The 23,852-nt window shown below is 70.4% G+C and carries 22 protein-coding genes; 14 read left to right on the top strand and 8 right to left on the bottom strand.

All coding sequences use genetic code 11. From position 1 onward, the window contains the following. Positions 1–220: 220 nt before the first annotated feature. Genes rlmD through surE form a run of 5 tightly spaced genes read right to left on the bottom strand, consistent with a single transcriptional unit; the run spans position 221 to position 5,212 of the window. Positions 221–1,585 (bottom strand): 23S rRNA (uracil(1939)-C(5))-methyltransferase RlmD, encoded by a 1,365-nt coding sequence (gene rlmD / locus MPE_RS06310; RefSeq protein ID WP_011828855.1) that lies wholly within the window; start codon positions 1,583–1,585, stop codon positions 221–223. A gap of 49 nt (positions 1,586–1,634) precedes the next feature. Next, positions 1,635–2,666, bottom strand: a complete 1,032-nt coding sequence (gene rpoS, locus MPE_RS06305) for an RNA polymerase sigma factor RpoS (protein ID WP_011828854.1) — start codon at positions 2,664–2,666, stop codon at positions 1,635–1,637. Positions 2,667–2,683: 17 nt separating this feature from the next. Continuing rightward, on the bottom strand, positions 2,684–3,622 hold the full coding sequence (locus tag MPE_RS06300; RefSeq protein WP_041929980.1) for a peptidoglycan DD-metalloendopeptidase family protein: 939 nt from the start codon (positions 3,620–3,622) through the stop codon (positions 2,684–2,686). Positions 3,623–3,641: 19 nt separating this feature from the next. Next, positions 3,642–4,451, bottom strand: a complete 810-nt coding sequence (locus MPE_RS06295) for a protein-L-isoaspartate(D-aspartate) O-methyltransferase (protein WP_011828852.1) — start codon at positions 4,449–4,451, stop codon at positions 3,642–3,644. Next, on the bottom strand, positions 4,448–5,212 hold the full coding sequence (gene surE / locus MPE_RS06290; protein WP_041929570.1) for a 5'/3'-nucleotidase SurE: 765 nt from the start codon (positions 5,210–5,212) through the stop codon (positions 4,448–4,450). The genes MPE_RS06295 and surE overlap by 4 nt, the downstream gene beginning before the upstream one ends. A gap of 104 nt (positions 5,213–5,316) precedes the next feature. Here surE and MPE_RS06285 point away from each other — a divergent pair, with 104 nt between their 5' ends. The 4 genes from MPE_RS06285 (at position 5,317) to MPE_RS06270 (ending at position 10,528) form a co-directional block, all read left to right on the top strand. Beyond that, positions 5,317–6,294, top strand: a complete 978-nt coding sequence (locus tag MPE_RS06285) for an NADPH:quinone oxidoreductase family protein (RefSeq protein WP_011828850.1) — start codon at positions 5,317–5,319, stop codon at positions 6,292–6,294. A gap of 145 nt (positions 6,295–6,439) precedes the next feature. Next, on the top strand, positions 6,440–7,402 hold the full coding sequence (locus MPE_RS06280; RefSeq protein ID WP_158304600.1) for a phosphonate ABC transporter substrate-binding protein: 963 nt from the start codon (positions 6,440–6,442) through the stop codon (positions 7,400–7,402). 46 nt (positions 7,403–7,448) lie between these two features. Beyond that, the gene (locus MPE_RS06275) at positions 7,449–8,186 is read left to right on the top strand and encodes a LuxR C-terminal-related transcriptional regulator (RefSeq protein ID WP_011828848.1); all 738 of its coding nucleotides are present in this window, start codon (positions 7,449–7,451) and stop codon (positions 8,184–8,186) included. Between the two features lie 35 nt (positions 8,187–8,221). Then, entirely contained in the window at positions 8,222–10,528 is a 2,307-nt protein-coding gene (locus tag MPE_RS06270) for an ATP-binding protein (RefSeq protein ID WP_011828847.1), read from the top strand. 3 nt (positions 10,529–10,531) lie between these two features. Here MPE_RS06270 and MPE_RS06265 read toward each other — a convergent pair whose 3' ends face one another. Further along, the gene (locus MPE_RS06265) at positions 10,532–11,839 is read right to left on the bottom strand and encodes a mechanosensitive ion channel family protein (protein ID WP_011828846.1); all 1,308 of its coding nucleotides are present in this window, start codon (positions 11,837–11,839) and stop codon (positions 10,532–10,534) included. A gap of 43 nt (positions 11,840–11,882) precedes the next feature. Continuing rightward, positions 11,883–12,824, bottom strand: a complete 942-nt coding sequence (locus tag MPE_RS06260; RefSeq protein WP_011828845.1) for a histone deacetylase family protein — start codon at positions 12,822–12,824, stop codon at positions 11,883–11,885. Between the two features lie 55 nt (positions 12,825–12,879). On the opposite strand from MPE_RS06260, the gene MPE_RS06255 reads away from it, so the two are divergent. From MPE_RS06255 to MPE_RS06235, 5 genes are read left to right on the top strand one after another with little or no spacing between them, the layout of a single operon-like run. After that, on the top strand, positions 12,880–13,800 hold the full coding sequence (locus MPE_RS06255; protein ID WP_011828844.1) for an AAA family ATPase: 921 nt from the start codon (positions 12,880–12,882) through the stop codon (positions 13,798–13,800). A gap of 16 nt (positions 13,801–13,816) precedes the next feature. Further along, the gene (locus MPE_RS06250) at positions 13,817–14,827 is read left to right on the top strand and encodes a DUF58 domain-containing protein (RefSeq protein ID WP_011828843.1); all 1,011 of its coding nucleotides are present in this window, start codon (positions 13,817–13,819) and stop codon (positions 14,825–14,827) included. After that, the gene (locus MPE_RS06245) at positions 14,827–16,923 is read left to right on the top strand and encodes a transglutaminase TgpA family protein (protein ID WP_011828842.1); all 2,097 of its coding nucleotides are present in this window, start codon (positions 14,827–14,829) and stop codon (positions 16,921–16,923) included. Before MPE_RS06250 ends, MPE_RS06245 begins: the two co-directional genes overlap by 1 nt. Further along, entirely contained in the window at positions 16,920–18,020 is a 1,101-nt protein-coding gene (mltB, locus tag MPE_RS06240) for a lytic murein transglycosylase B (RefSeq protein ID WP_011828841.1), read from the top strand. The genes MPE_RS06245 and mltB overlap by 4 nt, the downstream gene beginning before the upstream one ends. Before the next feature lie 46 nt (positions 18,021–18,066). Then, complete coding sequence (locus MPE_RS06235) at positions 18,067–19,155, top strand: mechanosensitive ion channel family protein (protein WP_011828840.1); 1,089 nt, start codon at positions 18,067–18,069, stop codon at positions 19,153–19,155. Between the two features lie 42 nt (positions 19,156–19,197). On the opposite strand, the gene MPE_RS06230 is transcribed toward MPE_RS06235, so the two are convergent. Then, positions 19,198–20,223: a zinc-binding alcohol dehydrogenase family protein gene (locus tag MPE_RS06230; protein WP_041929568.1), complete on the bottom strand. Its 1,026-nt coding sequence runs from the start codon at positions 20,221–20,223 to the stop codon at positions 19,198–19,200. Positions 20,224–20,350: 127 nt separating this feature from the next. On the opposite strand from MPE_RS06230, the gene MPE_RS06225 reads away from it, so the two are divergent. From MPE_RS06225 to MPE_RS06205, 5 genes are all read left to right on the top strand, one after another. After that, positions 20,351–21,280, top strand: coding sequence for a LysR family transcriptional regulator (locus MPE_RS06225; protein ID WP_011828838.1), 930 nt, complete (start codon positions 20,351–20,353; stop codon positions 21,278–21,280). 8 nt (positions 21,281–21,288) lie between these two features. Continuing rightward, the gene (locus MPE_RS06220) at positions 21,289–22,533 is read left to right on the top strand and encodes a BaiN/RdsA family NAD(P)/FAD-dependent oxidoreductase (RefSeq protein ID WP_011828837.1); all 1,245 of its coding nucleotides are present in this window, start codon (positions 21,289–21,291) and stop codon (positions 22,531–22,533) included. 145 nt (positions 22,534–22,678) lie between these two features. Continuing rightward, positions 22,679–22,891: a 30S ribosomal protein S21 gene (gene rpsU, locus MPE_RS06215; RefSeq protein ID WP_011828836.1), complete on the top strand. Its 213-nt coding sequence runs from the start codon at positions 22,679–22,681 to the stop codon at positions 22,889–22,891. Between the two features lie 83 nt (positions 22,892–22,974). Continuing rightward, positions 22,975–23,427, top strand: a complete 453-nt coding sequence (locus tag MPE_RS06210) for a GatB/YqeY domain-containing protein (RefSeq protein WP_011828835.1) — start codon at positions 22,975–22,977, stop codon at positions 23,425–23,427. A 40-nt stretch (positions 23,428–23,467) separates the two neighbouring features. Then, the gene (locus tag MPE_RS06205) at positions 23,468–23,821 is read left to right on the top strand and encodes a protein tyrosine phosphatase family protein (protein ID WP_011828834.1); all 354 of its coding nucleotides are present in this window, start codon (positions 23,468–23,470) and stop codon (positions 23,819–23,821) included. Positions 23,822–23,852 lie beyond the last annotated feature (31 nt).

The raw sequence follows: 23,852 nt of genomic DNA, 5'->3' as shown, positions 1-23,852 counted from the left end.
GCTCCGCGGGGCCTTTTTCTTTGTACCTGGCTCAACGCAGATGCTTTGGCTACGGCATCACGTCGCTCTGCGACATGCGCCTAAGCCGAAGCATTGCGGTCGGCACCCTGACGCTTTGGCTACGGCATCACGTCGCTCTGCGACATGCGCCTAAGCCGGGGCATTGCGGTCGGCACCCTGGCGCTTTGGCTACGGCATCACGTCGCTCTGCGACATGCGCCTAAGCCGAAGCATTGCGGTCGAAGACCGCAATGCTTTCCACATGCGCGGTGTGCGGGAACATGTTCACTGCGCCAGCCTGCACGCAGCGGTAGCCGGCCTGGTGCACCAGCAGGCCGGCGTCGCGCGCCAGCGTGGCCGGATTGCAGCTCACGTACACGATGCGCGCCGGTGGCACCCAGCCGGGCGCCTGCCCCGGGTCCTGCACCGCATCGGCCACGGCCTTGGCCAGGGCGAATGCGCCCTCGCGCGGCGGGTCGACCAGCCACTTTGTCGCGCTGCCGTAGGCCACCAGATCCGCCGGCAGCAGTTCGAACAGGTTGCGCGCGTCGAAGCGCGTCTTGTGCGACAGGCCGTTGAGCGCCGCGTTGTCCCGTGAGCGCGCCACCAATGCTTCGCTGCCCTCGATCCCGAGCACCTCTCGCGCCTGCGTGGCCAGCGGCAGCGTGAAATTGCCGAGCCCGCAGAACCAGTCGATCACGCGCTCGTCGCCCTGCACGGCCAGCAGCCGCAGCGCCCGCACCACCAGCGCGCGGTTGATGGCGTGGTTGACCTGGGTGAAATCGGTCGGCTTGAAGGGCATGACGACGCCGTATTCCGGCAACGTGTAGGCGAGCTGAGGTCCGCCGTCGTCGAGCCGCTGCACGGTGTCGGGCCCCTTGGGCTGCAGCCACCACTGCACGCCGTGCTCGGCGCCAAAAGCCCGCAACCTCTGCAGGTCGTCTGCGCTCAGGGGCTCGAGGTGGCGCAGCACCAGCGCCGTCACGAGCCCGTCGGGCGCCTCGCCGATCGCCACCTCGATCTGCGGCAGCCGGTCGCGGCCGTCCATGGCGGCAATCAGGGCGCGCAGTGGCAGCAGCATCGCACTCAGGTGCGGCGGCAGGATCTCGCAGCGGCTCATGTCCGCCACGTAGCTCGACTTGCGCTCGTGGAAGCCGATCAGGACCTTGCCCTTCTTGACGACATGCCGCACCGACAGGCGCGCCCGGTAGCGATAGCCCCAGGTCGGCCCCTCGATGGGCCGCAGCATCTGGCCGGCCTTCACCTTGCCCAGATGCCAGAGGTTGTCCTCCAGCACCCGCTGCTTCACCGCGACCTGAGCACCGACATGGAAATGCTGCATCTTGCAGCCGCCGCAGAGTCCGAAGTACTCGCAACGCGGCGTGACGCGTTGCGAGCTCTCGCGGCGCAGCGCCGTCATCGTGCCCTGCTCCCAGTTGTTCTTGCGCCGTCCCACGGCCACCAGAACCTGCTCACCCGGCAAGGCGCCCTCGACAAACACCACCTTGCCTTCGGCGTTGTGCGCCACGCCTTGTGCCTCGAGGTCGAGCGACTCGACCGTCAACCATTCATCGCCTGCTGTCATGCCGCAGATTATCCGGGGCCATGGCCGGCGCTGCCGGTAACCCTCCCACTCAGAAGATCGAGTCGCGGTTGACGCCGTTGCGTGCCATCCGGCGCTTGAGCTTGAGCAGCGCCTCCTGCTGGATCTGGCGGATACGCTCGCGCGTCAGGCCCAGCCGCTCGGCAAGTACCTCCAGCGTCTCGGGTTCCCTGTCGTGCAATCCATAGCGCCCAGCCAGCACCTCGCGCTCGCGTTCGCTCAGTTCGCCCAAACCATGCTCCAGCAGCACGTCGAGTTCATGGTTCAGCGTGTGGCCCAGCGGGTCCGTGGCCTGCTCGTCGGCCACCATGTCGCCCAGCGTCTCGGCCCCATTGCCTGCCTGGCGCTCGAGCGGCGCATCGAGCGACGTGGGCTGCTCGGCAAATCGCAGCAGTTCGGACACCTCGGTCACCGGGCGCCCCAACGCTGCAGCGATCTCGTCGACGCGGACGGTCCGCCCGTCGGCGCTCGCTGCGGCTTCGCCCTCCAGCGCACGGCGCGCCTTGAGCACCTGGTTGAGTTCACGCACCACATGCACCGGCAGCCGCACCAGGCGGGCCTGGTGCATGATCGCGCGCTCGATGCTCTGGCGGATCCACCACGAGGCGTAGGTCGAGAAGCGAAAGCCGCGTTCAGGCTCGAACTTGCCAATCGCGTGCATCAGGCCGAGGTTGCCTTCCTCGATCAGGTCGGTCATCGGCAGGCCGCGGCTGAGGTAGCTCTTGGCGATGCTGACCACGAGCCGCAGATTGCGCTCGATCATCTGCTGCCGCGCCGCGAAGTCGCCGGCCCGGGCGCGCGTGGCCATCGCGAATTCCTCGTCGGGCGTGAACAGGGGCGCTCGCCGGATCTCGCGCAGATAGGTCTGCAGCGTGTTGCCAACCTCGCCTTCGCCGGCAGCGATCGGCAGGTGCTCCTGCACCGGCTCCGGCAGGTCGTCCGCACCATTCGGCGGATCTCCACCACCATGCGTCGGCTCGACCGGCCAGGCCCCGTGCGGCAGGGCCCTCGCATCAGGAAGCGCGTGTCCGTTGCCGGGCGGAGAGTGCTTCCTGTGGTTCATGATGGTCGGGCGCGTCGCTAGCGTGGTGGCAGAAGCTTGACCGGATCGACCGGCTTGCCCAGCTTGCGGATCTCGAAATGCAGTTGTACCCGCTCGGCGTCGGTCGAGCCCATCTCGGCGATCTTCTGGCCCCGCTTGACCGGCTGGTCTTCCTTGACCAGCAGCGTCTGGTTGTGCGCGTAGGCGGTCAGGTAGGTGGTGTTGTGCTTCACGATCACGAGATTGCCGTAACCGCGCAGACCCGACCCGGCATACACGACGCGCCCGTCCGCTGCCGCGGTCACCGGATCGCCGGCCTTGCCGCCGATCGCGAGCCCCTTGTTGCGCGCCTCGTCGTAGTTTGCCAGCACGGCACCCGAAGCCGGCCAGGCCCAGTTCAGTTCGTCATCGTCCCGGTTCGACGAGGCCGCGGGAGTCTGGGTGATGACCGGTGCCTGCGGGGCCGCTGCCACGGTACCGCCCGACGCGCTGCCTCCCGGTGCCGACGCCGCAGCGGCGCCCGGCTTGGTCTCGAGCGGCCGCGCCTCAACCTTCGTGCTGGCCACCGGCTTGGCCGCGACCACCGTCGGGTCGACCGTCGGCGGCAGCACGCGCAGCACCTGACCGACCTCGATGGCGTTCACGTTCTCCATGCCGTTCCAGCGAGCGATGTCCTTCCAGTTCTGGCCGGTCTCGAGACCGATGCGGATCATCGTGTCGCCCGGCTTGACGGTGTAGTAGCCCGGCTTGCCGGCGTTCTCTGCGCCGGGCAGCGGCTTGCCGGCGTCGGGCGCGCTGGCAGCCGACGCCACGGCCGCGCCCGCCGGAACGGCCACTGCTGCGGCCGGGCTGCGCGTGCTGCGATCCTCGACAGGGGGTGCACGCCGTGGCGCCTGCACGCAGGCCGCGAGCAGGAACACCAGCAGCGCGGTCGTCAGACCGCGCGACAGCGTGCGACCGGGGACAGGAAAAAACATGAGGTTGCGTCGCATTCGTTCAGTCGGTGCCGGATTTTAGGGGGACGAATCTGACAGCCTCATGCAGCGAGCGCACCAGGTTGCCATCGGCATGACGGTCGATCACCACCAGCACCTGCCCTCCACTGCGCGCGTCGAGCATCGGCGCGACGAGCCGTCCTCCCGGGCCAAGTTGGTCGATCCAGGGCTGCGGGATGTCTTCACCGCCCGCCGCCGCGATGATGCCGTCGTAGGGCGCGTTCGGTGCATGGCCGATACGGCCGTCACCATAGACCAGCCGCAGGTTCCCGAAGTTCAATGGCGCGAGGTTCTCCCGCGCCTTGTCATACAGCGGTCGCAGCCGCTCGATCGACACCACCTGGCGCGCCAACTGCGCCAGCACGGCCGCCTGGTAGCCGCAGCCGCTGCCGATCTCGAGCAGCCTCGGTCGCGCGCCGGCCGGCTGCAGGGCGAGCATCAACTCGATCATTCGCGCCACCACCGAGGGCTTGGAGATCGTCTGCCCGAGTCCGATCGGCAGACTGGTGTCCTCGTAGGCCTGGTTGGCCAGCGCAGTATCGACAAAGCTGTGCCGCGGCACGGCCCGCATCGCCGCGAGCACGCGCGCGTCGCGCACACCTTCGGCCTGAAGGCGCGCCAGCATGCGCTCGCGCACCAGGTGCGAATCGAGTCCCAGACCAGCCGGCGTGGTGCCGCGGCCGCGCTCCGTGGCTGCCTGGTGCAATGGCCGCTGGGGCCGCAGCAAGGGTGCGGCGCCTGAGCGACCTGCCGGCTTGACCTGGTCGAGCCGCAGCGGGAACTTCGGGGCCGGTCGCTGGCCGGCGCTCATCGCCCGCCCTCGCCAGCGCGTTCCAGCCACGAGCCCCAAGCCGGCAGGCAGGTGTGATCGGTCAGGTCCACCTGCAGCGGCGTGACCGACACGTGGCCCTGAGCCACGGCATGGAAATCGGTGCCGGCACCGGCCTCGCGAGCGTCACCGGCTGCACCGATCCAGTAGATCGGCTCGCCGCGGGGATTGCTCTGGCGGATCACCGGTTCGCTGGCGTGGCGGCGGCCGAGCCGGGTGGTGCGCAGACCGCGCAAGTCCTCGTAGGGCCGGTCGGGAATGTTCACGTTGAGCAGCCAGGCACCGGGCACCGGAGGCAGCGCGATCACCTGCTCGATGAGACGGCGTGCCACGCGCGCGGCCGTGTCGAGGTGCGTCCACCCCTTCTCGCTCAGCGAGAAGGCGATCGACGGGATGCCGAACAGATAGCCTTCCATCGCCGCGGCCACCGTACCGGAATAGAGCGTGTCGTCGCCCATGTTCGCGCCGTTGTTGATGCCCGAGACCACCAGGTCGGGCCGCTGCGGCAGCAGCCCGGTCAGCGCCACGTGCACGCAGTCCGACGGCGTGCCGTTCAGGTAGCGATAGCCATTGGCCGCGGTCCAGACCGATAGCGGACGCTGCAGCGTCAACGCGTTGGAGGTGCCGCTCGAGTTCTGCTCGGGCGCGACCACGTCGAGTTCGCCCAATCCGCGACACGCTTCGACCAGCGCCGCCAGTCCAGGGGCGAGATAACCATCGTCGTTGGCAACAAGGATGCGCATCCGACTCATTGTAGGGAGCCCCCACGTCGCCTCGGCGACGGAGTTCCCGCGGCCCTCTACCTATCATCGGTCGCCGCGGCTGACTGCGGCAGCAAGGAGACGACATGCACGCCTGGCTCTGCGACAACCCGATCGGCCCCGAGGCGCTGAAGTGGACCGAATTGCCCACGCCCGAACCGCAGGCCGGCGAAGTGCGCGTGGCGGTGCGCTGCGCCAGCCTGAACTTCCCCGACCTGCTGATCGTGCAGAACAAGTACCAGCTGAAGCCCCCGCTGCCCTTCGTGCCGGGAGCAGAGTTCTCCGGCGTGATCGAGGCAGTCGGTCCCGGCGTGACGCAGTTGCACGTCGGCATGGCCGTCGCCTCGTTCGGCGGCATCGGCGGGTTCGGCAGCCATGTGTGCGTCGACGCCCGGCAGGTGATGCCGCTGCCGTCGGGCTTCGCGTTCGACGACGCTGCCGCCTTCCTGTGCACCTACGGCACCAGCCATCACGCGCTGGTCGACCGCGCACAGTTGAAGGCCGGCGAGACCGTGCTGGTACTGGGTGCGGCGGGCGGCGTCGGCACCGCCGCGATCCAGATCGCCAAGGCGGTGGGTGCGCGCGTGATCGCCGCCGCCTCGAGCGACGAGAAGTGCGCGCTGTGCCGCACGCTCGGGGCCGACGCGTCGATCAACTACACGAGCGCCGACCTGCGCGAGCAGATCAAGGCCGCCACCGAGGGCAAGGGGCCGGATGTGGTCTACGACCCCGTCGGCGGCGCGATGGCCGAGCCGGTGTTCCGCTCGATCGCCTGGCGCGGCCGCTACCTCGTGATCGGCTTCGCCGCCGGCGCCATCCCGGCGCTGCCGCTGAACCTGGCCCTGCTCAAGGGCGCCTCGCTGGTCGGCGTGTTCTGGGGCGAGTTCGCCAAGCGAGAACCGCAGCAGAACGCGCGGGCCCTGAACGAACTGGCGAGCTGGTACGCCCAGGGCCGCATCAAGCCGGTGATCGAGCACCGCTACGCGCTGCGCGACCTGCCAAGCGCCTTCGAGCTGATGGCGTCACGGCAGGTGCGCGGCAAGATCGTGCTCAGCGTCGACTGAAGCGACTCTTACCGCAGGGCCTTCGGCGCTGCGGCCCCCCGTCGGGGGGCCCTCTTGATGGGTCGGGTCCGCCCGGCCCCGGTGCTAAATTCGCGTGCCCATTCAACGCGAGCCCTCCGTGCGCCGTTTGCTGCTGAAGCTGCTCATGCTCGTCCTCGTCGGCCTGGCTGGCCGGGTGGCTGCGGCCGACGCTCCGTCGCTGGCCTTCGGCGTGATCACCACCACCACCGTCGCCGAGACCCGCGCAGCCTGGGAACCCTTCTTCGCCGCCATGCGCCGCGGCACCGGACTCGACGTGCACGGCGTCTACCACGCCACCTACGAAGAAGCCGTCGACGCGGTGGTTCGCAACCTGGTGCAGCTGGCCTGGGTCTCTAACAAGGCCGCGCTCGATTGCATCGAGCGCACCAACGTGGAAGTGTTCGCTCAGCTGGTCGATTCCGCGGGCTCGCTCGGCTATCGCTCGATCATCGTCACGCGTCGCGACAGCGCACTGCTGTCGATCGACCCTCTGCTCAACCGCCCACGCACCTGGCGTTTCGCGATGGGCGAGCCCAGCTCGACCTCCGGTGCCGTGATGCTGGAGTACGCGCTGTTCGTGCCGCGCGGCATCAAGCCGGAAGAACACTTCCAGGCACTGCGCCGCGGCACCCATGCGCAGACGCTCGCGGCCGTGCTCGGCGGCCAGGTCCATGCCGGCACGTACAACACCGAGGAGTTGCATCGCCTGCGCGAGCAGTCGCCCGCTCAGGCGATGCAGCTGCGGATCCTGTGGGAGTCGGCGATGATCCCGAAGGATCCACTGCTGTGGCGCCGCGACCTGCCCCTGTCGGTGCGCAAGCGCATCGCGGACTACATCTTCGGTGTGGGTCGGACCGATGACGAGAAGCTGATGCTCAAGCGCATGTTCGACCTCGCCGGTTTCAAGCGTTCCAGCAACCAGCAGCTCAAGTTCGTGCTCGACGTCGACGACTTCAAGCAGCGCTCCGAAGTGCTGCTCGACGCCAGGATGAGCGAGTCCGCCAAGAACGAACGGCTCTCCGACCTGCGCGAGCGCTATGTGCGCCTGTCGCGCGCTGTCCAGGCCGACGCGGATCCGCCGCGATGACGCCGCGCCGGGTCCACGACGTTCGTCCCCCTTTCTGGAGAATCCGATGGCCGTCAAGGTACTGATCGTCGAAGACAACCCCGTCGCACGCCACTTCCTGGCGCGCGTCGTGCGCGAGAGCTTTTCCGACGTGACGGGCATGGCCGAGGCCGGGGACCTCGAATCCGCCCGCCGCCAGCTCGGCATCGGCGGTGCCCCGCCGTTGCCGGCGGGCAGCGAGCCGTTCAAGCTGGTGCTCGTCGACCTGGAGCTTCCCGACGGCAATGGCCTCGAGTTGCTCACCGAACTGGCCGGACACGGTGCGACGAAGATCGTCACCACGCTGTACTCGGACGACGACCATCTCTTCCCCGCGCTGCAGTGCGGCGCCGACGGCTACCTGCTGAAGGAAGACCGCTTCGAGGTGCTGGTCGAGGAGCTGCAGAAGATCGTTCGTGGCCAGCCGCCACTGTCGCCGGCGATCGCGCGGCGTCTGCTGTCGCACTTCCGGCTCGGTGACTCGGGCTCGATGGCGCTCGACAGCGCCCACGCGCCGGGCGACTTCCAGCCCGCCCGCCCGGCTGCCCCCGCGGTCTACGCGGAGCCGGACCACGAGCGCCTGACGCCGCGCGAGACCGAGGTGCTGACCTACCTCAGCAAAGGTTTCACGATCAAGGAGATCGCCGGTCTGATGGGCATCAAGTGGTTTACCGTCAACGACCACATCAAGGCCATCTACCGCAAGCTCAATGTCTCCAGCCGCGCCGAGGCCGCCGTGCTGGCCAGCAAGCAAGGTCTCGTGTGAGCCCGCGTTCGGTTCGCTGACAACACGGCCTGTCGATGAACGCGCCGGCCGAGCGCCATCCCACTAGGCCGTCGCGGCGCGACGCGCACACTTCCGGCCCGCCCACGTCGCGGCTCGACGACAACGACTCCGGCATCGACACCACGGTCCTCGAGCAATGGCTGCCGTCGCGGCTGCGCAGCTCGCGCTGGCTCGGCTGGCGGCTGCGGGCACTGGTCGTGCTGGCGCTGCTGGGCTGCCTGGCGCTGTTCCTGCTGACGCGCGAACTCGCGCAGCAACCACGCCTGGACGCCAGCTGGCGCGGCAACGAGCACGGCCAGCTGCTGCTGGCGGCCAGCAACGAGCCGGCGCTGCAGCCTTTCGTCGGCCACGCGCTGCTCGGCATCATCGGCGGCGACAGCCAGGTCGCCGTGCTCGACGCGCTGGCCCTGCAGCGTTCGCCGCGCTGGCTGCCTGGTGATGCCGAGCGGGCCCGCCACCACGAACTGCACGACCAGCTCGAGCGGGCGCTGTCCCAGGGCCATGTGCGTTTCTACTTCGCCGAAGGCGGCACGGCCGAGCTGCAGCTCCAGCCTCGCGGCAGTTTCCGGCTGGGGCTGATGTACTGGCTGCTCGCCGGCCTGGCGTTGGTGCTCTACCTGATCGCGATGGTGGTGGTGCTGGTGCGACCGATGCTCGCCAACGCCCTGTTTGCGCTGATGGCGCTCAGCCAGTGCGGCAATCTGCTGTTCATCGCTGCGGCGGGGGTGTCGGAGCTGACGCTGCCTCGGGGCTACGCGGGATTGGAAGTTCATGCCCGCATGGCCTTCGATCTGGTCACCGCTGCGGCCATCGTCCACGCTGCCTGCCTGCACCCGAGGCGGTTGCCCGGTGGCCCGGCGATCGCGTTGCTGGTGTGGGGCCTGGTCGGCGGCCTGCTGACGCTCGATGTTCGGTCCGCATTGCCGCAGGCCTGGTGGTGGACCCAGGGCATCGGTGCCGCGCTCGGTCTCTCGGCAATCGGCCTGCTGAGCTTGTCCTACCGCATCGAGCCGCACCCCTATGCCCTGGTGCAACGCCGATTCGGCATCGTGACCGCCGGCACCTGGATCCTGCTGACCGCCGCGATCGCCGCCGTCGGCCAGACCCCGGGCGCGCAGCAGGGGATCGCCACCGTCGGTTCGATGATCTGGGTGGTCTTCCTCGCCTCGCTGATGCTGCTGGTGCCGTTTCTCGCCAAGTCGCAGCAGATGCTGCGCGAGTTCTCGCTGCTGGCCGGCGTCAGCACCGTCGCCACCTCGCTCGACCTGCTGTTCGTCACGGCCTTCTCCTTCGGTCAGTTCACGTCGATCACGCTGTCGGTTTTTCTGTCGATCGGCCTGTACGTCAGCGTGCGGCAGTGGCTGTTGAACCACCTGCGCGGCACCGGCATGGTCACGATGGAACGCCTGTTCGAGCGCCTATACCGCATGGCACGCGAGGTGGAGGCCCACCCCGAACGCGCGTCGACCTCGTTGCTGAGCCTGCTGCGCGAGCTGTTCGAACCGCTGGAGGCCGCGGTTGCGCCGAAATCCACCCAGCATGCACGTGCCAGCGGTGACGGCTCGGCGCTGACCGTGCCGGTGCCCGACCTCAGCCGCATCAGCGGTCGCGCCGACGAGACGCTGGTGCTGCGCTACTCGCAGCGCGGCCGGCGCCTGTTCACGCGCGAGGACGCGCGTCTGGCGGACCGCATCGTCGAGCAGCTCAAGCGCGCGGTCGCCTTCGACCAGGCCGTCGAGCGGGGTCGCAGCGAGGAGCGCAGTCGCCTGGCGCAGGACCTGCACGACGACATCGGCGCGCGGCTGTTGACGCTGATGTACCAGGCCCAGAGCCCGGAGCAGGAGGACTACATCCGCCACACGCTGCAGGATCTGAAGACGCTCACGCGCGGCCTCGCGGTCAGCAGCCACCGCCTGTCCCATGCCGCGGCCGAATGGAAGGCCGATGTGCAGCAACGGCTGCAGATCGCCAACGTCGTGCTGGACTGGCACACGCAGTTCGATCGCGACGCGGAGCTCACGGTGGTGCAGTGGTCGGCCCTGACGCGCGTGCTGCGCGAGCTGGTCAGCAACACCATCGCACACGCCCGGGCCACGCGGGTGGCGATCTCGCTGCAACTGGCCGACGATCGGCTCGAGCTGCGTGTGCACGACGACGGCCACGGCCGCAATCCGCAGGCGTGGGCGCATGGCCTGGGCCTCGGCGGCATCCGCAAGCGAGTCAAGCAGCTCGGCGGAGAGGTCGAGTGGCGCGAACTGCTGCCGGCCGGCATCGAGTGCCGGGTGCGCTTCCCGAACTGGTCGCAGAGCGCGTCGGCCTGACGATCAGGGCGGTTGCGAGGCCGCCGATGGCGGCTTGTGGGCGGGCGGCACGCGCCGCAGCACACGCTGCGGGAACGGGATCTCGATGCCCTCGGCGTCGAGCACCGCCAGGATGGCCAGATTCACTTCGGAGCGCAGGTTGGACTGGCCGTTCAGCGGGTCCGGCACCCAGTACCAGATGGTCAGCTCCAGACCGTCGGCCGCAAAGTTGGTCAGGTGGACCGCCGCCGAGTGACTGTCGTCCTTCATCATGCGCTCGATGCTTCCGAGTGCCGCGAGCAGCTTGGGGCGCAGCTTCAGGACGTCGGTGCCGTAGGCGACCTGAACCACCGTCGAGGCCATGACACAGGTCTCAGTCAGCGAAGCGTTCTCGACGCGCTGCGTGATCAGCAGCTCGTTCGGCACGATGGACTCGCGGCCGTTGGCGGCGCGGATGATCGTCGCGCGCGTGTTGATGTCGGTGATGCGGCCCTCGAAGTTGTCGACCTTGACCAGGTCACCGATCCGCAGCGAGCGCTCGGCCAGCACCACGAAGCCGCTGACATAGTTGGACGCGAGCTTCTGCAGGCCGAAGCCGAGCCCGACCCCGATCGCCCCCCCGAAGACGCTGAGCGCGGTGAGGTCGATGCCGGCCGCCGACAGGGCTATCAGCAGGCCGACGAACAGCAGCAGCGCGCGGGTGGCGTTCGCCGCGATCTTGCGCAGCGAAAGGTCGGTCAATCTCCCCTTCAGGAGCCGCGCCTCGATCGCCGCGCTGAGCCACAACGCGAGCATCAGCACGATCACCGCGTTGAACGCGCCCTCGAGCAGGGCCCGCAGCGAGATGCGATCGCTGCCGACCTTCCAGCTGATGCCTTCCAGCTCTTCCATCAGCATCGGCAGCACGCCGGTGAACCAAAGGATCATGCCGATCCACACTGCCCACGACAGCCAGCGCTCGACGATGCGCACGAAGGCCGACGCCGGGAACGCCGCTCGCAGCACCCGCACGAACACGCGGATCAGCGCCAGCGACAGCAGCAGCGCGACCGCGATGCGCAGTACCGCCGGCGGCAGATGCAGCACCGCCAGCAGCAGGTGCTGCGCGGCCAGCACGAGTCCCAGCGAGAGCAGCGGAAACAGCGCGCCGTCGACCAGTCGGCGACCGAACAGCACCGAATGGGGATCCTCGCGCCGACCGCGCAGCGTGCGAGCCAGCGCCCACGCCAGCAGCAGGCAGCCACCGAGCACGGCGAGCTCCAGCGCGGCATTGGTGGTGAGCAGCGCGCTGCCCAGCGCACTCAGCTCGTCGGGGGTCATCGGTCGGGCCATCGGGTCCTTCGGGTTCGGTGCGGAATGCGGCGTGCGAGCGCCGTCAATCGGTCAGTCCGGCCAGCACTCGCACGTGGCTGGCCACGCTGCGCGCCAGCGCACTCAGTGCGTAGCCCCCCTCCAGACACGAGACGATGCGACCGTCGGCATGGCGTTCGGCCACACCCTTGAGGCGCCGCGTGATCCAGGCGTAGTCGCTCTCCACCAACCCGAGTTGACCGAGATCGTCCTCCCGGTGAGCGTCGAAACCCGCCGAAATGAACAGCATCTGCGGCCGGAAGGCCTCGAGCCGCGGCAACCAGTGCCGGTCGATCAGTTCGCGGATCTCGGATCCCTTGGTATATGCCGGCACCGGCAGGTTCACCATGTTGTCGCCCAGCGGCTGGGCCCCGGAGTTCGGGTACAGCGGATGCTGGAAGAAGCTGCACATCAGCACGCGATCGTCGTTGGCGATGATGTCCTCGGTGCCGTTGCCGTGGTGGACATCGAAATCGATGATCGCCACACGCTCCAGCCCGCGCCGGTCGAGTGCATGGCGTGCCGCGACGGCGACGTTGTTGAAGAAGCAGAAACCCATGGCCTGGCGCCGGGTGGCATGGTGGCCCGGCGGGCGCACCGCGCAGAAGGCGTTCTCGATCTCGCCATCGAGCACCGCATCGGTCGCCGCCACCGCGGCCCCGGCCGCATGCAGCGCCGCAGCCCAGGTGCCGGGGCCGGCGACGGTGTCGGGGTCCAGCGCGCGGCGCTGGCCGGTGGCCTCCACCTGCTCCATGAAGCCGCGCAGGTTGGCGACGTACAGCGACTCATGGGCCAGCGCCAAGGTGCCCTCGTCGACCGGCGGCGCCTCGCGCTGCTCGAGCGCGATGTCCAGGCCGGTGGCGATCAGGTGGTCGGCAATGGCGTCGAGCCGCTGCGGGCACTCGGGGTGGCCATCGCCCATGTCATGGGTGCGGCAGGCGGGGTGGGAGTAGTAGGCGGTGGCCATCCGTCTTGGCGGTGCGAGGTCTCGGGAACGGCGGCTTTCGGCTAAGGTGTGCGCCATGACCCTGCACACCCGGCTTCACCAGCTCGTCGATCAGATCGCCACGATTATCGTCGGCAAGCGCCCCCAGATCGAAGACAGCCTCGCCTGCCTGCTGGCCGGCGGTCATCTGCTCATCGAAGACGTGCCCGGCGTCGGCAAGACCACCCTCGCCCACGCGTTGGCCGTCTCGCTCGGCCTGCGCTTCTCGCGCGTGCAGTTCACCGCCGACCTGATGCCCTCCGACCTGGTGGGCGTCAGCGTCTACGAGCGCGGCAAGGAGAGCTTCGTGTTCCACCCCGGGCCGGTGTTCGCCCAGGTCTTGCTGGCCGACGAGATCAACCGCGCCGGCCCCAAGACCCAGAGCGCGCTGCTCGAGGCGATGGAGGAGCACCAGGTCAGCGTCGAGGGCGAGACCCGGGCGCTGCCCGCGCCCTTCTTCGTGATCGCCACGCAGAACCCGAGCGACCAGCTCGGCACCTACCCGCTGCCGGAGAGCCAGCTCGACCGCTTCCTGATGTGCATCACGCTCGGCTACCCCGACCGCGCCAGCGAACGCGCGCTGCTGTCCGGCCGCGACCGCCGCGAGGCCATCCACGAGCTGCACGCGGTGATGAGCCCCTCCGACCTGCAGGCCGCGCAGCAGGCGGTGCTGGCCGTGCACGCCAGCGAACCGCTGCTCGACTACCTGCAGGCGCTGATCGCCGCCACGCGCGACGGCAGCTGGTTCGTCGAGGGCCTGTCGCCGCGCGCCGGCATCTCGTTGCTGCGCGCCGCCAAGGCCCATGCGCTGCTCGATGCGCGCGACTACGTGGCGCCCGACGACCTGCAGGCCGTGCTGCCGCAGACCGTGGCGCACCGCCTGCTGCCTGTCGCCGGGGCCGGCCGGGGCCGGCGCGAACAGGTGCGCGCGATGATCGACGCGATCGCGCTGCCCTGAAGGCCACGGAGCCGACGTGAGCGCGGTGCTCGACGACCCGACGGCGCGCAGCGGCCCGCTCGCGCCGCTGCGCACGCGCTGGCGCACCTGGTGGGACGCCCGCCATCCGCGCAGCGACACGCTGCAGCTCACGCAGCGCAACGTCTACATCCTCCCCACGCGCGCCGGCTGGGTGTTCGCGCTGACGCTGGGCGTGCTGCTTGTCGCGTCGATCAACTACCAGCTCAGCCTGGGTTACCTGCTGACCTTCCTGCTGGCCGGCAGCGGCCTGGTGTCGATGCACGTCACGCATGCCACGCTGCGCGGCCTGAGCCTGCACCTGCGGCCGCCCCAGCCGGTGTTCGCGGGTGACGCGGCGGTGGTCGAGTGCGTGCTGGCGTCCACCGCCACTCGCACCCGGCACGGCATCGGCCTGCGGCTGGCCGGCCCGGAACGACCGCCACACTGGAGCTGGACCGACGTGCCGGCGGGCGGCCAGTCCGCCATGCAGCTGAGTTTCGTCGCACCGCGACGCGGCCGGCTGCCGCTGCCCCACGTGGTGCTGGAAACGCGTTTCCCGCTGGGGCTGTTCCGCGCCTGGAGCGAGTGGCGCCCGCAGGCAACCGTGCTCGCCTACCCGCAACCAGAGCGGCCCACGCCTCCACTGCCTCCGGCCCGGGCCGTCGGTGGCGAGGCGAGCACGGCGCGCAGCAGCGAGGGCGGCGAGCTCGAGGGCATCCGTGCCTACCGGCGCGGCGACCCGCTGAAGCTGGTGGTCTGGAAGAAGGCCGCGCGTGCGCTCGACACCGGCGGCGAGCTGGTCAGCCGCGATACCCGCAGCGCGGCCCGCCAGGAACTCTGGCTGGACTGGGCGGCGACCGGGGGTCTGTCGCCCGAGGCCCGGCTCTCGCGGCTGGCGGCCTGGGTGCTCGCCGTCGAGCACGGTGGCGCGGCGTGGGGGCTGCGCCTGCCCGGCCGTGAATGGCCGCCGGCGACAGGCGAGGCGCATCGGCGCGCAGCGCTGGAGGCACTGGCGCTGTGGGCCTGATGCGCCGACCCGCGACGATCGCGTGGCCCGGCTGGCGACACCTGCCGCGCGAGGCACGCGACACGCTGTTCCTGCTGGCGGTGATTGCCTGGACGGTGCTGCCGCACGTCGGCCAGCTGCCGGTCTGGTGCACTGCGCTGACGGCCGCCGTGCTGTTGTGGCGCGGGGCGTTGGCGGTGCGTGGCGCGGCGCTGCCGAGCCGCTGGGTGCTGGCCGGCGTGCTGCTGCTGGCACTGGCGCTGACTTTCATGACGCACCGCACGCTGCTCGGCAAGGAGTCGGGCATCACGCTGCTGGTGGTGCTGGTGGCGCTGAAGACGCTGGAGCTGCGCGCGCGGCGCGATGCCTTCGCGGTGTTCTTCCTCGGCTTCTTCCTGGTGCTGACCCACTTCCTGAGCTCGCAGTCGATGGTCATCGCCGCGGCCATGCTGGTGTCAGTGTGGGGCCTGATGACCGCGCTGGTGCTCGCGCACATGCCGGTCGGCCAGCCCGGCCTGGACCGGGCCGGTGCGCTGGCCGGCCGCTTCGCGCTGCTCGGCGCGCCGGTCATGCTGCTGCTGTTCCTGCTGTTCCCGCGCATCGGTCCGCTGTGGGGCGTGCCGAACGACGCCGGCGCGAAGACCGGCCTGTCCGGCGAGATGCGCGTGGGCATGATCGCCGAGCTGGCCGCCGACGACAGCATCGCGCTGCGCGTGCGCGTGCTCTCGGGCACGCCGCCACCGCCGGAACAGCTGTACTTCCGCGGGCCGGTGCTGACCGGCTTCGATGGCACGACGTGGCGCGTCGGTTCGCCACGCTTCGCGTCGGGCGCGACGCTGGCGCGCAACCTGCGGCCGATCGGCGAGCCGGTGGAGCTCGAGGTCACGGTGGAACCATCGCGGCTGTCCACCATCCCGGCGCTGGAAGCCACGCCGGCCCTGCCGGCGCTGGAGAACCTGCGCACGCAGTTGCTCGACGACCTGCACTGGATCACGAACCGCCCGCTGGCCGAGCGCATCCGCTACACCGCCCCTTCGTGGCCGCGCTTCGCCCACGGCCCGACCGAGCCCACGCTCGGCCTCCAGGATGCGCTGGACCTGCCGCCCGGCTTCAACCCCCGCACGCTCGAATGGGCCGCGGCGCTGCGGCGCGACCCGCGTTATGCCCAGGCCGACGGCAACACCCTCGCCGCCGCGCTGATGCAGCACATCCGCCGCGAGAACTACAGCTACACGCTGGCCCCGGGCCTCTACGACGAAGCGCAGCGCGGCACCGCGATCGACGAGTTCTGGCTCGACGGCAAGGCCGGCTTCTGCGAACACTTCGCGACCGCCTTCGTGGTGATCCTGCGCGCGCTCGACGTGCCCGCGCGCGTGGTCACCGGCTACCAGGGCGCCGAGCGCAACCCGATCGACGGCACGCTGGTCGTGCGCAACAGCTTCGCGCACGCCTGGGCGGAATACTGGCAGCCCGGCCAGGGCTGGGTGCGCGCCGATCCGACGGCGGCGGTGGCGCCCGAGCGCATCGACCGCAGCCGTCCGCTGGCGCCAGCCCCCGGCTTCGTGGCCACCGCCTTCGGCGGCGTGGCGCCCGACGCGCTGCTGCAGTTGCGTGCGCTGTGGGAGTCGGCCAACAACGCATGGAACCAGTGGGTGCTGAACTATTCGCGCGGCACGCAGTTCGACCTGCTCAAGCGTCTGGGCTATGCCTCGCCGAGCTGGGAGGACCTGGCCCTGCTGCTGATCGTCGTCGCCAGCGGCCTGAGCCTGGCGGTCGCCGGCTGGGCCTGGTGGGGCCACCACCGGACCGACCCCTGGCTGCGCGCCTATGCGCGCGTGCGGCAGGCCACTGCGAAGCGGGGCATCCCGGCGCACGACGGCATGCCGCCGCGCACGCTGGCCGCGGCCCTTCGGGCACGCCATGGCAGTGCGGCAGAACCCGCTGCGCGGGCGCTGGACGCGCTCGACCGCCTGCGCTACGCCCGTGCCGACGCACCGGCCTCCAGGCGCCGGCAGGCCGTGCAGGCGCGCCGGCTCGCCGCCACCGCCGTGGCTGCCCTGCGCCCTCTGAAGCCTCACACTTCCCCGTCCAAGATGCCGGTCGCCGCTTCCCGATGATGACGAAAGCCCGCCCCCTCCTTCCTGCCCTCGCCGCGACCCTGGTCGCGCTCGGCACGCTCTGCCCGCCCACCAACGCCGAGGCCGCGCGGACCCGCAAGAAGCCCGTCGCCCTGCAGGACGACAACGCGCCCGACGCCGTGACCTACGGCCGCCGCGAGGACGTGGTGGCGCTCGCCGCCGGCATTGCCGAACGGCGCGGGCTCGACCGCGCCTGGGTCGAGGAGACGCTGGCGCAGGCGCGCTTCATCCCGGGCGTGGTGCGGCTGATCCAGCCGCCGCCGGCCGGCACGGCCAAGAACTGGGCGGCCTACCGCGCGCGCTTCGTCGAGCCGGTGCGCATCCGCGCCGGCGTGGCCTTCTGGCGCGACAACGAGCGCTGGCTGCGCGAGGCCGAGGCGCGCTACGGCGTGCCGGCGGCCATCGTCGTCGGCATCGTCGGCGTGGAGACCATCTACGCTCAGCACATGGGCAACTTCCGCGTGCTCGACGCGCTGGCCACGCTGAGCTTCGACTTCCCGCGCGACGCGCGGCGCGACCGCAGCCCCTTCTTCCGCGACGAGTTGGAGAGCTTCCTGCTGCTGTGCCGGCAGCAGGGCAGCGACCCGCTGGCGCTCAAGGGCAGCTACGCCGGTGCGATCGGCATGCCGCAGTTCATGCCGAGTTCCTGGCTGAAGTACGCGGTCGACTTCGATGGCGACGGCCGTGTCGATCTGCACGCCAGCGCTGCCGACGTGATCGGCTCGGTGGCGAACTACCTGGCCGAGTTCGGCTGGCAGCGCGGCCAGCCGACCCACTACGCGGTGGGCGCGCCGGTCGACGTGGCCGAGCGCGCCGTGCTGCTGGCGCCCGACATCCTGCCCAGCTTCAGCGCAGCGCAGTTCGCCGAGCACGGCGCGGCTCTGGAAACCGCGGGCCGGCAGCACGAGGGCCCGCTGGCGCTGGTCGAACTGCAGAACGGCAACGCGGCACCGAGCTACGTGGCCGGCACGCAGAACTTCTATGCGATCACGCGCTACAACTGGTCGAGCTACTACGCGCTGGCGGTGATCGAGCTGGGCCAGGCGGTCGCCACGGTGGTCGAGGCCACGCGCTGAGGCGGCGCACGATGGAACCTCCGCGCCAGTCGGTGCTCAAGCAGGGATGAACTTTCCGAACTGGCTCCCCCCGTCGATCGCCGACTGGCTGCCCGCGTTGGGCATCGCGGCGGCGGCCATGCTGCTCGCTGAACTCGTGTTCCATGTCGGCGAGCGCGTGGTGCGGCGCGCCACCCGCAGCACACCGCTGGCTTCGACCGTGGCGCAGGCGGTGCGCAGCCCGGCGCGCTGGGCGCTGCCGCTGCTGGCGCTGAACCTGGTGTGGCACGAGGCGGCGCCCGACACACTGGCCGGCCTGGCCTCGGTGCAGCGGCTGACCGGCCTGCTGCTGATCGCCGCATTCACCTGGCTTCTGGTGCGCGCCGTCAACGGCCTCGCCAAGGCGGTGATCGCGGCCCATCCCGTGACGGTGGCCGACAACCTGGAGGCGCGCCGCATCCACACGCAGACCCGCGTGCTGTCGCGCACCGTGGCCGGCCTCGCCGTGCTGATCGGCGCGTCGCTGATGCTGATGACGTTTCCGGCGGTGCGGCAGATCGGCACCAGCCTGCTGGCATCGGCCGGCGTGGTGGGCATCATCGCCGGCTTCGCGGCGCGGCCGGTGCTGGGCAACCTGATCGCCGGTCTGCAGATCGGCCTGAGTCAGCCGATCCGCATCGACGACGTGGTGATCGTCGAGGGCGAATGGGGCGTGATCGAGGAGATCACCGGCACCTACGTCGTCGTGCGCATCTGGGACCAGCGGCGCCTGGTGGTACCGCTGCAGTACTGGATCGAGAAGCCGTTCCAGAACTGGACGCGCAAGACCTCGGAGCTGATCGGCACCGTGTTCCTGTGGGTCGACTACCGCATGCCGCTCGCCCCGCTGCGCGCGGCGCTGCAGCGCGCCTGCGAATCGACCGAGCACTGGGACGGCCGCTTCGCGCTGCTGCAGGTCACCGAGGCCGGCGAGCACGCGATGCAGCTGCGCTGCCTGGTGACCTCGGCCTCGGCACCGGCCGGCTGGGACCTGCGCTGCCATGTGCGCGAGTACCTGGTCGACTTCATCCAGCGCGAGTACCCGCAGTACCTGCCGCGCCTTCGCGCAGAGGCGAGGATGACCGGCGATGACGTCCCGCCAGCGGCGGTCGGCTGAAGCCGACGGCAACGTGTTCGCGCACCGGACCACCCTCGGACCTCAGAACCCCTCGAGCACGATCTTCCCCCGCGCCCGGCCGCTTTCGATCAGCGCGTGCGCGCGCGTCAGGTTGGCCGCCGTGATGCGACCGTAGTGCTCGCCCAGCGTGCTGCGCACCACGCCGTCGTCGACCAGCGCCGCCAGGTCGTTCAGCAGGTGGTGCTGCGCCACCATGTCGGGCGTCCCGAACAGCGCGCGGGTGAACATCAGCTCCCAGTGCAATGACGCGCTCTTGCGCTTGAGCAGGCGCACGTCGATCGGCTCGGGGTCGTCGATCAGCGCGATGCGCCCCTGCGGTGCCAGCGCCTCGACGAGCTGCGTGAAATGCACGTCGGTGTGGGTGAGGCTCGCCACGTGCGTGACCTCCGGCCGGTCGATGCGCCGCAGCTCCTCGCCCAAGGGGCGGCCATGATCGATCACGTGGTGGGCGCCGAGCTCGCGCACCCAGGCCTGGGTCTCGGGTCGCGACGCGCTACCGATCACCGTGAGCCCGGTCAGGCGACGCGCCAACTGCACCAGGATCGAGCCCACGCCGCCGGCCGCACCCATCACCAGCAGGGATTCGCCAGCCGCGCTGTCGCGGCCGCGCTTGCCGGGCGGGACCAGCAGGCGGTCGAACAGCAGTTCCCAGGCGGTGATGCCGGTGAGCGGCAAAGCCGCGGCCTGCGCATCCGTCAGGGACGCGGGCGCGCGACCGGCAAGGCGCTCGTCGACCAGGTGCAGTTCGGCATTGCTGCCGTTGCGCGCGATCGAGCCCGCATACCAGACCCGGTCACCGGGCTGGAAGCGCGTGACGGCGCTTCCGACCGACTCGACCACGCCGACGGCGTCCCAGCCCAGCACACGAGGCGTGCCGTCGGCGTGCGCGCCGTTGCGGCGCACCTTGGTATCGACCGGGTTGACCGACACCGCCCGCACCGCGACCCGCAGATCGTACGGCAGCGGCTCGGGCACGGGCAGGTCGATGTCGACCAGGGCGCCGGCAGCGTCGATCGGCAGACTGCGGGTGAATGCGACGGCTTTCATGCGGAACTCCTTGCAGGGGGAACGGGACCCGAGGCGGGATGAGGCATTGTCGAAAGACCGTGAGAACGAATCAACGCTTATCAATCGACAATACTTTCAATAAATATTTGAAACTTGATCCCCTCCCATGCATCTCGACGACCTGAACCTCTTCATCCAGGTGGCCCGCAGCGGATCGTTCAGCGCCGCCGCGCGTCAGCTGGCGCTGACGCCGGCGGCGGTGAGCGCAACCATCAAGCGCATCGAGGCGTCGCTGCAGCGACGGCTGATCGAGCGCAGCACCCGCGCGCTGCGCCTCACCCCCGAGGGCGAACGATTCCTCGCCACCTGCGAGGCCATGGTGACGCAGTGGGCGGAGGGCACTGCGGGCCTGCGCGCCGAGCCCGGCACGGTCGAGGGCGAAGTGCAACTCGCCGCGCCCGCCGACACCACCTACCAGCTGCTTTCGCCCTGGCTCGCCCCGTGGCTGACGGCCCACCCCGGCGTGCGACTGAGCCTGCATGTCAGCGACCGGCTGCACGACGTGCGACGCGAGGCGGTCGACATCGCGGTGCGCTACGGCGCCCTGCCCGACTCCGGCCTGGTGGCTCGCCCGCTGTGCAGCGGCCCGCGCATCGCGGTCGCATCGCCGGCCTACCTGCGCCGGCGCGGCACGCCCCAGACGCCCGCCGATCTGGCCGGGCACGACTGCCTGCTGTGGATGCTGGGGGGCCGCGCGAACCGCGACTGGCGTTTCTGGCGGGGCCGCAGCGTGCGTGGCGAGGGCGAACCGGTGCGCGTGGGCGGGGCGCTGTGCGGCGACGGCTCGCTGGCACGGCAATGGGCACTGCAGGGTCGCGGCATCGCGTCGAAAGCCTTGTGTGACGTGCTCGCCGATCTCGAGGCCGGCCGCCTGGTGCAGGTGCTGCCGGGCCACCGCGGCGACGAGGTGCCGGTGCACGCCTTGCTGCCGAGTCGCGAGTACGTGCCGGTGCGCGTGCGCGTGGTGCTGGACCAGCTGGTCGAGCGCTTCGCCGACCTGCAGCAGCGCATGGACGCGTGGCGCGCGCCCCGATAATCGTCCCGATGCAGGCCGCTTCCTCCTTCGACGTCGTGGTGATCGGCGCGGGAGCAGCCGGCCTCTTCTGTGCCGGCGTCGCCGGCCAGCGCGGCCTGCGCGTGCTGCTGGTCGATCACGCGGAGAAGCTGGCCGAGAAGATCCGCATCTCCGGCGGCGGGCGCTGCAACTTCACCAACCTCGAAACCGGGCCGGCGAACTTCCTGTCCGGCAATCCGGCGTTCTGCCGCTCCGCGCTGGCACGCTACACGCCGCGCGACTTCATCGCCCTGGTGCAGCGCCACCGCATTCCCTGGCACGAGAAGCACAAGGGCCAGCTGTTCTGCGACGAGTCCAGCGAGGACCTGATCGCCATGCTGTTGCGCGAGTGCGAGGCCGGCGGCGTGACGCGCTGGCAGCCCTGCCGCGTCGCCGCCGTGCGGCGGGCCGCCGTCCGCGGCTTCGAGCTCGACACCGATCGCGGCAGCGTGCGCGCAAGGCGCGTGGTGGTCGCCACCGGCGGGCTCTCGATCCCGAAGATCGGCGCCAGCGACTTCGGCTACCGGCTCGCGCGGCAGTTCGGCCACCGCGTGGTCGAGCCTCGACCCGCGCTGGTGCCGCTGACCTTCGACGCCACCGCCTGGGCGCCGTTCGCGGCCCTGGCGGGCCTGTCGCTCGAGGTGACGGTGAGCACCGGCAGCGGCTCCGCGGCCGGACGCTTCCTCGAGGACCTTCTGTTCACGCACCGCGGGCTCAGCGGCCCGGCGGTGCTGCAGATCTCCAGCTACTGGCAGCCCGGCACGCCGATCGCGCTGGACCTGGCGCCGGGCCAGGACCTGGCGTCCGCCCTGCGCGAGGCCAAGGCGGTATCCAGGCGCCAGCTCGGCAACGAACTGGCGACCCGCCTGCCGGCCCGCCTGGCCGAGGCTTGGTGCGCACCGCTCGGCCACCTGGCCGCGCGGCCACTGCCCGAGGTCAAGGACAAGGATCTGGCCGCCCTCGCCGCCTCGCTGCAGCACTGGATGCTGACGCCGGCCGGCACCGAGGGCTACCGCAAGGCCGAGGTCACCGCCGGCGGCGTGGACACGCGTGAGCTCAGTTCACAGACGATGGAAAGCCGGCGTGTGCCCGGCCTGCATTTCATCGGTGAGGTGGTCGACGTGACCGGCTGGCTCGGCGGCTACAACTTCCAGTGGGCCTGGGCCAGCGGGCACGCCTGCGCCGAGGCCCTGGCCGCCGCCGGCCGCGCGGAGACACCGGTTCCGCACCCTTGACGCCCAGCGCAGGCTGCATTGCGCCGGTCTTCGCCGCCGGTCTATAATCTTCGTCTTTGCTGGCAAACCGCGCGCCGAACCCGGCCCGAGTCATCCGGAAAGATTCCCCGGAACCCGGTGCGCAAATTCAAGGATCCACCGTTTCATGACCACCGTTCGCGTCAAAGAAAACGAGCCCTTCGATGTGGCTCTGCGTCGTTTCAAGCGCACGATCGAGAAGATCGGCCTGCTGACGGACCTGCGGGCCCGCGAGTTCTACGAGAAGCCCACCGCCGAGCGCAAGCGCAAGAAGGCGGCCGCCGTGAAGCGCCACTTCAAGCGCGTGCGCAGCATGCAGCTGCCCAAGAAGCTGTACTGATCACCCCTCAGTCGGCACCACATCAAGCCCGCGCGGGGACGCCCAAGCGGGCTTGATCGTTTCTGGAGACCGGAGAGAGCCTCATGACGAGCCCGATCAAAGACCGCATCACCGAAGACATGAAGAGCGCGATGCGCGCCAAGGACGCAGCACGCCTCGGCACCATCCGCCTGCTGCTGGCCGCGCTGAAGCAGAAGGAGGTCGACGAGCGCGTGGTGCTCGACGACGCCATGGTGATCGCGATCGTCGACAAGCTGATCAAGCAGCGCAAGGACTCGATCAGCCAGTTCAGCGCCGCCGGCCGTACCGACCTCGCCGACAAGGAGACCGCCGAACTGGCCGTGCTGGAGGCCTACCTGCCGGCGCGCCTGAGCGCCGAGCAGGTGGCCTCCGAGGTGGCCGCGATCGTCGCCGAGCTAGGCGCCAGCGGCCCGGGCGACATGGGCAAGGTGATGGGCGCCGTCAAGACCCGCCTGGCCGGGAAGGCCGACATGGGCCTGGTGTCGGCCGCGGTGAAGCAGGCGCTGTCGAAGTAAGCTCGCTCCGGCACGCCACCCGCATCACGAGGACGCCCCGATGGATCTGCCCGCCACCCGCCTGAATGCCGAGATCGCCACGGCCCCCCAGCTGACCCCCGACGCGATGGCCGCCGCGGCCGCCGCCGGCTTCCGCAGTGTGGTCAACAACCGCCCCGACTTCGAAGGCGGGCCGGACCAGCCGACCAGCGCCGCGATCGAGGCCGCCGCACGGGCCGCCGGCCTCGAGTACGCCCACCTGCCGGTTGCCGGCGGTTTCCAGACGCCCGAACAGGCGCAGGCGATGGCCGCGCTGATGGAGCGCCTGCCCAAGCCGGTGCTGGCGTTCTGCCGCAGCGGCGCCCGCAGCGGCCGGCTGTACGCACTGTCGCTCGAACACCGCCAAACGCACTGAGCCCCCGCCAGGGCCGCCTCCCGGCCGGCGG

This window comes from Methylibium petroleiphilum PM1, from assembly GCF_000015725.1.
GTDB classification, from domain to species: domain Bacteria; phylum Pseudomonadota; class Gammaproteobacteria; order Burkholderiales; family Burkholderiaceae_C; genus Methylibium; species Methylibium petroleiphilum.
Note: the sequence above shows the minus strand (reverse complement) of the source record. Positions and strands in the feature narration are given on the sequence as shown.